This window comes from Hungatella sp. (assembly GCF_046966825.1).
The window spans coordinates 32,872-43,695 of record NZ_JBKVCZ010000051.1 but is presented as its reverse complement, the minus strand read 5'-3'; the positions used below and the strand labels follow the sequence as shown (position 1 = coordinate 43,695).

Below are 10,824 nucleotides of genomic sequence, written 5' to 3'. Positions count from 1 at the left end.
CTCCTCCCCATTGATCCACTTGGGGTTAGGTGTGGAAGAACCGTAATAGAGATCCGCCTCCCCCATAGGCTCGAAAACACCCGATTCATAGGCCTGTTTGATAAGATTATACACATACAGTAAATCTTCTTTGGTAAATGCAATCGTAAAGTCATCATTGATCACCTGACCGCCGGTCCGCTGCTTTATCATCGCCAGCAAAGCATTCAGCACATGTCCATGGTCTGCGGAAAAGAAATAGGCGTCAGGATCCTTCTCATGAAGCTCTTTTCCCAGTTCAATGATCTCTTCCCATGTCAGCTGATGATCGATCTTTAATCCGTATTTTTCAGCAGCCACCGTATTCAGCAGCATACCGGAACACTGAACCCCCATGGGAACAGCCAGCAGCTTGCCGTCAAAAACACAGTACTGGTCCAGGAGTTCTTTTCCGATGCTGCTGTAATCCAGAATATCCTGCTGGTAAAGGTCTGTAAAGTAATCTCCTCTTCCAACCCACTCCATCATCCAGGGCGCATCGATATGGAATAAATCCGCCACCGTGCCGCCGGCTAACTGGGTAACTACCTTCTCCTGGTATCCGTCAAAGGCGGAATACTCCGGCTCGATCGTAACCTCCGGATGGAGCTCCTTATAAGCTGCCTGAAGATTCGTATAGGCCTCATGGGTAGCGCTGCCTCCCCACCACTCATACCGGAAAGACACCTCCTGCCCTGCTGCGTCCGTGGTTTCAGCCGCCCCCTTCTCTGTGGCTGGCGCTGCCGTATCCCCCGTTGTCGCCGCCGTCGTCGTATCTGCGGCCTTTTCCGGCTGTGCCGCGCTGCATCCGGTAAGCATCACCATTCCTGCTGTCAGACATAACGCCGTAACCCTTTTCCCCCATCGTTTCATTCCTTTTCCTCCTTTTCATTAGTGTTTCTTCTTGGAAATGTTCATAAGAAAAGTATAGATAAATCTCTTTTTTTATGCAACCTATCCAATTCGAGATAACTACATCATCGATTGACTAATTTAAAGAGAACGTATCATTCTTTGCTGTTTCTACCTCATTTTTTGACATTGGTATCACCAGCATAACCACAGTTCCTTCGCCCTTTCTGCTGGTAATCTTCATCTGACAGCTTTCTCCATATGCAAGCTGCAGCCTTTTATTCGTATTGAATATTCCGATATGGCTGTCACCCAGCCGGCCCTCTTCCAGCCCGTTTCGCAGACGGGTAAGTTTTTCTTTCTCTATACCGGCTCCATTGTCCACCACATGAATATGCAGTTTTTCCTCCTTTACAAATATCTTTATCCGTATTCTGCCTGTTCCGCCTTCTTTTTCCCGGATCCCATGATTCACCGCATTCTCTAAAAGCGGCTGAAGGACAAACTTAACGACAGGAATTGCAAGCACCTCCTCTTCATAGCTCCATTCCACCAGAAATAATTCGCCATACCGCTCCTTTAAGATCTTGATATAGCATTCCGTTACGTGAATCTCCTGCTCCATGGTGGCCTGCTCTCTTTCATCCAGCGAATAAACCAGAATCTCGGACAGATCTTCCAGCATATCATTGGCCGCCGTGCGCTTCCCCGTCTGTTCCATGATCTTCCAGTTGACGGTTTCCAGCGTATTATACAGAAAATGAGGATTCATCTGTGACTGCATCGCCAGCAGCTCCGTAGCGCGGAGCTTATATTTCCGTTCCGATAACTGGACCTTTAAGAAATCCTGCTCGATAAAATTCTGTATCATCTGTCTGGTGATATATGCGAAATAGTCAGAGGACTCTTTTACTTCATATTCGTGAATATCCTTGCCTTCTCTGGCCGCCTCCATCAGTTCCTGAAGCGTCTCAAAATTACGATAACTGAGGCGGGTGGCCGCATAAGCCAGAAGAATGCCTAAAAATGTAACCAGCAAAATACATACAAAGGTGTATCTGACAATCAGAAGCGGAAGCCTGTAAAATTCAATCTTGGGAATGGCCGACTGGTAAGACCACTGATACCGTTCTGAATCCATGCTATAGACAACAGAATCCTTTCCATGCGCTTCCTCCAGACTGACGGGGCCTGTCTGAAGGAGGACATCTCCGTTCTGGCTGCAGATAAAGACAGACTGGTTGGAAAATACCTTTGCGGAATCCAGCAGTTCTTTCATATACCGTGCATCCAGATTGAGAATGACCACGCCATCGTAATCCATCATCTGGTACACGGTAATTAAATCCCGGCCTGTGGTTCCCAACCTGCGGCGTTCACTCCAGGTCTTATCTTTATCCTTATGCACCTGATAGCTTTCAAGCCATCCCTCGTCTATCCCGATTCCCAGCATTCCCCCTCTGTTGTTAGACCGGATAAACCGGTTATAGGGGTTGGGATAATAGATATAAATACTGTCTATATACTGCCTGGCATTGACCGGAGCATTGATAAACGTTTCTATGGTAGTTAAATCCTGATGCTCCCGATAGCCGAGGGACTCTGTATTCAATACGTGATAGCATTTATTGATAATCCCCGGGTTAATATCAAAGGCCAGCATCAGGGAATCCAGTTCACTTAACATTAGCTCCGTACTGTACAGGGTAGACTGCAGAAGCTTCTGGTTCGTCTGATCCAGCTCGGCTTTTAAATAAGAATATCCCACAGCCGTTCCCACTCCGCCGACCACCGTGATGGAAAGGAGAACCGGGAGAAGGAATTTGATCAGCATATTGTAAAAGTATTTATGCTTATAAAATCTCTGCCTCATGATTTTTTCCTCCATTCGCCTGACTGCCGGTCTGACTGTCGCGGTACTCTCTGGGACTCATTTGACAGAACAGATGGAACGCGCGGGCAAAGTTTTTTTCATTGGTATATCCGACCATCTCGCTGACCTCTCTGATCCGATAACGGGAGTCCTTGAGAAGCCGCTGGGATTCCTTCATCTTCACCTCCATGACGTAATCGGAGAAGTTCTGTCCGCTTTTTTTCTTATACAGCCTGCTTAAATATTGGGCATTCATATTGACGTAATCCGCGGCATCCTCTAAGCTGGCAGTGCGGACATGGGACTCCACATACTTCTTTACCAGGGAGATCACGTCCTTTCCCATATTCTCTTCCCGGATCTCTTCACGATTCCGCTTTTCATCCAGCTTTTCCCTGACATGCCCGAACACTTCCCTGATATCACCAAATTTGGTTGGTTTTAAAATATAATCCAGGACCCCGTACTGCAGCCCCTTCTTCGCATACTCAAAATCTCTGTGTGCGCTTAAAAATACACATTCCATGTCATACCCCAGCTCCCGGACCCTTGCGACCAGCTCTATGCCATCCATCACCGGCATACGGATATCGGATAAAAGCACGTCCACCGTATGATTCTCCAGATATGCAAGAGCAGCCTTTCCATTGGCTGCGCTTCCCTCCACGATGAACCCCATTTGATCCCATGGAATATAATTGCAAAGTCCATTCAGGGTTGCCCGTTCATCATCTACGATTAATAAACGATACATTTGATATCATACCTCCTCCAATTTTTTCTGTTTCCCCCTACTACACCATCATAAACGTTTCTCAGAAAATTCTCAACCTCAAACTCCCGGGCCGGAGATTCCGGGCAAAACAAAAGAGACCCCGCAGTTTAGGGTCTCTTCCAAACAACAACCGGCTCTTATACCAGTTCTTTTATTTCCAGATCTTGACAGCCTTCTCATCCGCCTCTAAGCATTCCTCCCGGAGCAGCTCCAGTTCCTCCGTATGGTCCTCGCATGGGTCTTCATACTTCAGCACCTTAATCACTGACTGCTCAAAGCCTTCCTCCCCATACTCCTTCCACAGCTCCTGCAGATGCCGGTTCGGATGGGAAAAGCCCGATAATCTGGCGCAGACGCTGTTGAAGGCGGTTCTCGTATCTCCCGATATTCCCAGAAATGCTTCGCCGGTAGCCCTGCATTTCAAAGAGATCACGCCCATCTCCGGATGGCGGTTTTTGTATTCCATAATAAGCTGTTTTTTGCGTTCTGTATTCATGTTTATCACCTCGTATTCCATTGTACCCCATAAAGCCTGCGGGGACAATCTACGCTCCGTAGACTTTGCGCCATTCGTCAGACGGGCTCGCAGGCACCCACCTGATTCGTTGCTGGGATAAACTGGCCCGGACTGTCGAAAATCCGGTCGATGGCGACGATTGCCGCTCCCGTCAGGATCGGATCGCCCTGATAGGTGCTGATCGACAGTGTCAGCCCCTCCCACACGTCGGCCAGAATGCCTTCCCGCACGGTTTCACGGATCACGGCTTCCATTCGCTCCGGATCCGGTCTCGCCATATCGTCCCCGATGATGATGATATCCGGATTGATGACATTGACAATATTGATAATTCCGATTCCAAGGCTCTCGCAGGCGCGCTGGTAGCAGTCCATACAGAACTGGTCGCCTTCGCGGATCCGCCGTTCCACATCTTCAAAATTACATCCTGCCCGGCCCGCCTGATCGCCGTATACCGCCTTCACTAATTCCAGGGAAGAGGCATACCGCTCCAGACAGCCCTTATTGCCGCAGGCGCACGGCTTTCCGTTCCGGTCGATGGTCATGTGACCAATCTCCCCCGAGGTTCCCAGAGCACCCTTATAAATCTTTCCGTCCATCACAATTCCCGCGCCGATTCCCTGACCGGCCGCGATATAGACCAGAATATCATCGCGGTAGGCATCCTTTAAGTCCCACATATGGGCATAGGCGCCGGCGTTGGCATTGTGCTCTAAAAACACGGGGATGTCCAGTTCTCTGTCAAAGAATTTCTTTAAATCAACATCCTTCCAGATATCGGCTCCCGTGATCAGAGCAATTCGGTTTTTCTTCGCTATAAACGGGCCTGGCACCGCCATGCCTGCCGCCAGTATGGTATCTTTTCCGTATTTTTTCATCAGAATGCGCATCTCGGCTGCGATCTGGTTCAGAATATCTTCCGCATCCGGCTGCTCTTCCGGTTTAAAATCCACTCGTTTCTTCGTTATCTGCGTCCCTGTCAAATCAAACAGGCCGACGCTGTAATGCTTTCTCGCAAGGCGCACACCGATGACACGGTAACGGTCCGGGTTAATGGATACGCCGATGGAACGGCGGCCCTTGCTTCCATTCAGAAAGCCCACCTCCGTGACGATTCCCCAGTTTAAGAAATCCTTCATAATATTGGTCACGGTCGCCTGCTTCAGCCCTGTCAGGGAAGCCAGATATGCCCTGGAACACATGCCTTCTCTTCTTAGATTTTTTAAAAGGAGAGAACGGTTCATCTCCTGTGTCACGTCCTGGTTAATTCCCCTGTTTTGGACCATGTTGTCTTACCTCGCACCTCTTGTATGATTGGCCGGACAGTCTCCGGCCGGGGCCAGTTTTGCTGCTAACTGTCCATAGTACCAGCACTAGTATATCATGGTCCTGCCGGATCCGTCAAATGAGAAAACTTTGAGGAAACGATAAGAAAACCCGCTCAAATATTTGATCCCGCCCCCTTTACAGCGGCGTTCCGCTCGCGTATAATATGTCTATTACATTCGTAAGAACAGGGAGGTTATCATGAGCAGGCTGCCGCAGATATCAGAAGCCGAATATGAAGTTATGAAAGTCATCTGGAGCAAAGCCCCCATAAGCACCAACGAGGTGACCGACTGCCTTTCAGAGGCTACGGAGTGGAGCCCCAAGACGATCCAGACGCTTCTTAAGCGCCTCGTGCAGAAGGGGGCCATTACATACGAAAAGAAAAGCAGGGTCTTTGTATATACCCCGCTGGTAGCAAAGGAAGACTATTTAAGCCAGGAGAGTGAGCATTTTCTTAATCGGTTCTACAATGGAAATCTGACCTCACTGGTGGCAAATTATATGAAGGACGAACGGATCTCCCAGGAGGAACTGGAAGAGCTTCGCGGCCTCCTATCGCATGGCGGGGAAGGAGAATAGCAGATGGCAGAATCTCTGCTTCTTTATCTGCTGCAAAGCAGTGCCGCCATTGCAGTTTCCGGCGGCATCATTATGTTCATACGAAAAGCGTTTGACCGGTACTTGACAGCGGAAACCCGTTACCGCCTGTGGTTTCTTCTCCTGATCCTTGCGGCCGCGCCGTTCCTGGCTGAAGCATTTCCATGGCTGGGCAGGCTGACTTCCCGCCTTGCCGATCTGCGGACGGCCCCGGCCGGGGATTCGTGGCTGGGCGGGGGTCCGGAGGCTGCCGGTAATATTTTTACAGCCACGGGACTGCTCCATGATTTTTCCGTTTCGGTGAGCCGGGAAATGCCTGGTTATCTGGCATTCGCCCTTCTCTCCCTCTGGATTGGAGGAGCGGTCTTACTTGCAGTTCTCACCCTTATTTCCGCGGTCCGGGTCAATTTTTTAAAGAAGACTGCCCTTCCCGTCCGGGATGCAATCCTGCGGGACATATTTGAGGACTGTAAGAGGCAGCTTGGAATCCGGAGGGACATTCCCCTTCGTTTCTCCTCCCGGCTGCGCTCCCCGGTTACGGCGGGAATCGCCGCGCCTTGTGTGCTGCTTCCGGCGTCCCGGCTCTCCGGACTATCGGAAGGCGAGATCCGCTGCATTCTGCTGCACGAGCTTTTGCATTACAAGCATAAGGATATCATAAGCGGCGTTCTTTTCCGCCTCCTCCTGATTTTTTACTGGTTCCATCCTCTGGTCTGGCTGGCCTTAAAGGAGATGGACAGCGACCGGGAAATTGCCTGCGATACAGCGGTATTGGCCCTTCTTGGTGAAAAAGCGTCCTGTGATTATGGAAATGCCCTGCTTCATTTTGCAGCCAGTCTCTCCCATCTGACCTTTGGGCAGACAGCCGGCATCGGCGGAAGCCGCAAAGAGATCCGGAAGCGGATTCTGTACATTGCCTCCTACCGCCGGGAAACCGGCAACAGACGGTTAAAGAGCCGGCTGCTGTATCTTTTGACCGCAGCGCTGGTGATCTGTACCACGCCGTCCGCCTCCGCTCTCGCCTTTTCCTCAGACCGCTATCGTGCGGCTCTGCCCCAAGCGTCTTTAGAAGATTTGAGCAGCTATTTCGAAGACTTTGACGGCAGCTTCGTCCTGTATGACAGTTCCGAAAACCGTTATCTGATATCCAATGAGGACGACGCCCGCACAAGGATTTCGCCAAACTCCACCTACAAGATTTACAGCGCCCTGATAGCCCTCGACGCGGGTATCATCACTGCGAAGGATTCTGCCATGGCCTGGAACGGAGAAGCCTGTCCCTTCGATTCCTGGAACAGGGACCAGAACCTGAACACCGCCATGACGAACTCCGTCAACTGGTATTTTATGAATCTGGACCGCCAGAGCGGCCTGGACTCGATCAAGCGGGAGCTTACCGCCCTCTCCTATGGAAATCTGGACTTTTCAGGAGGCCTCTCCCGGTTCTGGCTGGAATCCTCCTTGAAAATATCTCCTCTGGAACAGGTGAAGCTGCTGGCTGCATTATCCGGCCACACGCTGCCATACTCGGAGCGTGACATGGAGACCGTTAAGGACGCGCTTTTCCTCTCCTCCGACGGCACATCGTCACTGTACGGAAAAACCGGCACCGGCACAGTCGATGGAAAAAATACCAACGGCTGGTTTATCGGCTTCATAGAATCTGAAAACGGCTCCTGTTCCTTTGCGGTCCATATTAACGGAGACGACGGGGCAACCGGTACAAAGGCGGGAGAGATCGCACTGCGTATCCTGAAAGAGAAGCAGCTTTATGGGTAATAAAAATGTCATCAGACGAAACCACTGCGTTCCCGTCAGATGACATTTTTATTGCTTAAAAACGGCTTAAAACCGCTTATTCGATCGTAACCTTAAACCGACACTTTTCAGCTCCGCTCAAAACCGTTTCGATTATCTCCACCTCTATGTGCTTTTCCGGCATCATATTTTCCAAAACGTATATCATACTCTGTCTGGAACATTCGCAGAAGGAAGCGTCTTTTCCTCCCGCCAGTGCTTCCTCACATACGCATTTGGGATAACCCATTTCATAAATATGGCCCTTTTCGATTTCTTTTGCAAAGGAATGCTCTGTATCTCCATATTTCTGACAATATGTATCCATATTGAAGCCGCAGTCCTGAAACCACTGCATCTGAACAGGTAATACGGTATCCTTTACACATTTTATTGCTTTTGTCCTGTAATCCATGATTCTCTCCTCAAATCGAATTTGTAAAATGCATATATCCACTACAGATAAATACGCGCTATGCCTTCACAATTCTACTATATCCGTGTGTATCTGTCAAATTCAGTGGTACATCATTACAAGGAAATTTCTACCATGGATCCGGTAAGTTCACTACTGCACCGGCGGAATATAAGAATCCAGCACGGCCTTCGCCTTTCTCACTACCAGCCCGCTTCCTCCGGCATTCTTGACATCCTCCACCATACTGACCATGAGTATCGGCGTGCGGTCCGGGCCGTCGGCTGTATAGACTGCAAACCAGCCCAGCTCCGTTCCGGAGGTGTCTCCTTTCGATGCTTTTATCTCGGCCGTTCCCGTCTTGCCTGCCAGCGTAATATCCCCCCGCATCGCGGCGTGGCCGGTTCCGTGTTCCGAGCTGATTACCTTTTTCAGCGCGGTATCAATTGTTTCCGCAATCTCAGGAGTACAGGCACCCTTCAGCCATACTTCCGATGCCGGCTCCTTCCTGTACGTAATGTATGGCTTTATGACATCGCCCCGGTTGGGGAACATGGTATAAAGGGCCGCCAGGTGAATCGGATTCATCAGCACCTGTCCCTGACCGTATCCGCTGTCCGCCAGCTGGATTTCCGTCTCGATCCGTTCCGTGTTGGAATATTGGGACTGGGATACGGAAATCTCGAAGGGCAGGTCCTGATTAAAGCCCAGGCGGTCGAGCCCGGCCATAAAGTCGTCATACCCGATCTTCAGCGCGGCCTTTGCAAAGTATATATTATCAGAGTAAATATAGGCATTTTCCAGGTTGACCGGGCTGTAGTCGTGGAGCGTCGTCACCTGATACTTTCCCCAGCTGGCATCCTTCTGCCAGCTAAGTCCCGCGCGGTCCGTGCCAAAGCTTTCGCCCGGCGTCAGCGCTCCCGTGGAAAGCCCGATGACTCCCGTTATCGGCTTAAACGAGGAGCCGGGCGCAAAGCGCTGACGGAAACGGTTAAACATCGGCTTTCTCTCGTCTTCATTTAGCGAGGCCCATTTCTCCTCTGACATGCCGAGTATGAAATCATTGTCGTCATACGACGGCGTATTCACCAGTGCCAGGACCTCCCCCGTGTAGGGATTCATGGCAACCGTGCAGCTCTTGACGTCTTTGAACTTCTCGTAGATGGTCCTCTGAAGGCTGCTGTCTATGGTCAGCGTGATATTGCTGCCGTCTACCCGCGGTATGGCGGCCAGAACCAGCTTTTCCGCGCCCTCGGAGGTGACGATCGAAATCTTTTCTCCGTTCTGTCCCTTCAGCTCTTTTTCATACAGAGTTTCGATTCCGCTTCTCCCTATGACGCTGTCCGATAAGTATCCCTCGCCCGGATGCTTCTCCAAATCCTCAGCCGTCACATTCTGGACATATCCCACCAGATGGGCCGCCGCCTCTCCCAGCGGATAGGATCTCACCGGTGTATCGGTAATCATCACGCCCGGTATGGCCAGAAGCGCGTCCTGGAGCGCCTTATTCTCCACATTATCCTCTCTTGGACTCGCTGACTGGAGATCAAACTCATCTACCTTTTTCAGCGTCTTAACCGGAACCAGGGAGTCTTCCTTCACCCATTTTGCCGCCAGCTTCTTCTCTATACTCTCCACGGAGACACCGAGAAGCTCAGAAAGCCGCTCCAGATCAGGGCTCGTGCCGGAAGTCTCTCCCTCCGTTCCCGCGGTATAACCGGCCATTTTCCCGGGCACAAGGCCCACCAGAGAAGCGTTCCCTTTTCCGGCAAGCAGGCCGCCGTCCCGGTCCAGAACCTCCCCTCTCACAGACCGGTCGGTGGAGACACGCACTTTATCGGTGCGGCCCAGATTCGGGAAAATAACCTGATCATTCCAGATCATCCGATAGCCGCCCGCCGCCTTTTTCTTCTTCGTTCCCTGGTCCTCAGCCGCCTGCTCCCAGATAAAATCAACCTGGTTCAGGAAATTGATCTCGCCGGCGGAGCTGTTGAGCGAAGTCTGGTAGCTGACCGTCTTCAAACCTTCCGTCCGTTCCTCCACACTCTGGATCTCCACGCGAATATCGGCGGCGCCGATTCCCTCATAGATGTTTTTATTTCTCGCTGTAAAGTCCTCCAGACCGATATTCTTCCGGCTCTGTTCGTTCAGCATTCCATACATCGCCTCGTAGTTACCGGTCCTGATATAATCCGTGTACTCCATCAGGAGCTCTTCCGGGGTCTTCTCCCTCTCCGTCTCCCCTCCTCTCCGAAACCAGAAAATCCCTGCCACAATCACCGCAGCAATCAGGATCCCTGCAGCTATACCACCGATCATCAGTCCACGTTTGCTTTTTCTACGTCTCATAATATGGTTCCTCTCTTTACAGCTTCGTTCTCATACCTGCTCCCGCAGACTTCGCATTCTGCACCGAGTTTTTATAAATTATTACATATGTAAGATTTAAAGTCAATATATCATTTCTATTGTTAAGAAAAATGTAACATCTCTTTTCCTGTATTATGTCCGGTAAGCGGGGTATTCAATCATTTGGAGATCTGCCAATAAGCCCGCGCTCCCGTCCGCACAAAAAATTCAAAAAAACTGCGCCTCCATCACTTGACATATCTCCAAAACCGGAATATAATGAACGTTGTTCATTTAAGGAG

9 protein-coding genes are annotated in these 10,824 nt (G+C 50.5%); 2 read left to right on the top strand and 7 right to left on the bottom strand.

The window, feature by feature from the left end:
• The 5 genes from ACLTD4_RS16670 to ACLTD4_RS16650 all read right to left on the bottom strand — a co-directional run.
• On the bottom strand, positions 1-891 hold an 891-nt coding region (locus tag ACLTD4_RS16670), incomplete at its 3' end, for an ABC transporter substrate-binding protein (protein ID WP_412331427.1).
• A 115-nt stretch (positions 892-1,006) separates the two neighbouring features.
• Positions 1,007-2,743, bottom strand: a complete 1,737-nt coding sequence (locus ACLTD4_RS16665; protein WP_181991308.1) for a sensor histidine kinase — start codon at positions 2,741-2,743, stop codon at positions 1,007-1,009.
• Positions 2,724-3,497: a response regulator gene (locus ACLTD4_RS16660; protein ID WP_055660736.1), complete on the bottom strand. Its 774-nt coding sequence runs from the start codon at positions 3,495-3,497 to the stop codon at positions 2,724-2,726. The genes ACLTD4_RS16665 and ACLTD4_RS16660 overlap by 20 nt, the downstream gene beginning before the upstream one ends.
• A 172-nt stretch (positions 3,498-3,669) precedes the next feature.
• Entirely contained in the window at positions 3,670-4,014 is a 345-nt protein-coding gene (locus ACLTD4_RS16655; protein ID WP_117623589.1) for a GIY-YIG nuclease family protein, read from the bottom strand.
• Positions 4,015-4,091: 77 nt separating this feature from the next.
• Entirely contained in the window at positions 4,092-5,321 is a 1,230-nt protein-coding gene (locus tag ACLTD4_RS16650) for an ROK family protein (RefSeq protein WP_029466572.1), read from the bottom strand.
• Positions 5,322-5,562: 241 nt separating this feature from the next.
• On the opposite strand from ACLTD4_RS16650, the gene ACLTD4_RS16645 reads away from it, so the two are divergent.
• Together ACLTD4_RS16645 and ACLTD4_RS16640 are read left to right on the top strand one after the other, a co-directional pair.
• Positions 5,563-5,943 carry a BlaI/MecI/CopY family transcriptional regulator gene (locus ACLTD4_RS16645; protein ID WP_002603229.1) on the top strand — a complete coding sequence of 127 codons (381 nt, stop codon included), beginning with the start codon at positions 5,563-5,565 and terminating at the stop codon, positions 5,941-5,943.
• Between the two features lie 3 nt (positions 5,944-5,946).
• Positions 5,947-7,740, top strand: a complete 1,794-nt coding sequence (locus ACLTD4_RS16640; protein WP_117623566.1) for a BlaR1 family beta-lactam sensor/signal transducer — start codon at positions 5,947-5,949, stop codon at positions 7,738-7,740.
• A 76-nt stretch (positions 7,741-7,816) separates the two neighbouring features.
• On the opposite strand, the gene ACLTD4_RS16635 is transcribed toward ACLTD4_RS16640, so the two are convergent.
• Positions 7,817-8,173, bottom strand: coding sequence for a hypothetical protein (locus ACLTD4_RS16635; protein WP_055660741.1), 357 nt, complete (start codon positions 8,171-8,173; stop codon positions 7,817-7,819).
• A 153-nt stretch (positions 8,174-8,326) separates the two neighbouring features.
• Positions 8,327-10,522, bottom strand: a complete 2,196-nt coding sequence (locus tag ACLTD4_RS16630; RefSeq protein WP_181991307.1) for a penicillin-binding transpeptidase domain-containing protein — start codon at positions 10,520-10,522, stop codon at positions 8,327-8,329.
• Positions 10,523-10,824: the final 302 nt, after the last annotated feature.

Bases quoted from the DNA above. Each gene is read 5' to 3' on its own strand.
- ACLTD4_RS16635 (WP_055660741.1), bottom strand. From the start codon at position 8,173: ATGGATTACAGGACAAAAGCAATAAAATGTGTAAAGGATACCGTATTA.
- ACLTD4_RS16665 (WP_181991308.1), bottom strand. From the start codon at position 2,743: ATGAGGCAGAGATTTTATAAGCATAAATACTTTTACAATATGCTGATC.
- ACLTD4_RS16630 (WP_181991307.1), bottom strand. From the start codon at position 10,522: ATGAGACGTAGAAAAAGCAAACGTGGACTGATGATCGGTGGTATAGCT.
- ACLTD4_RS16660 (WP_055660736.1), bottom strand. From the start codon at position 3,497: ATGTATCGTTTATTAATCGTAGATGATGAACGGGCAACCCTGAATGGA.
- ACLTD4_RS16640 (WP_117623566.1), top strand. From the start codon at position 5,947: ATGGCAGAATCTCTGCTTCTTTATCTGCTGCAAAGCAGTGCCGCCATT.
- ACLTD4_RS16645 (WP_002603229.1), top strand. From the start codon at position 5,563: ATGAGCAGGCTGCCGCAGATATCAGAAGCCGAATATGAAGTTATGAAA.
- ACLTD4_RS16650 (WP_029466572.1), bottom strand. From the start codon at position 5,321: ATGGTCCAAAACAGGGGAATTAACCAGGACGTGACACAGGAGATGAAC.
- ACLTD4_RS16655 (WP_117623589.1), bottom strand. From the start codon at position 4,014: ATGAATACAGAACGCAAAAAACAGCTTATTATGGAATACAAAAACCGC.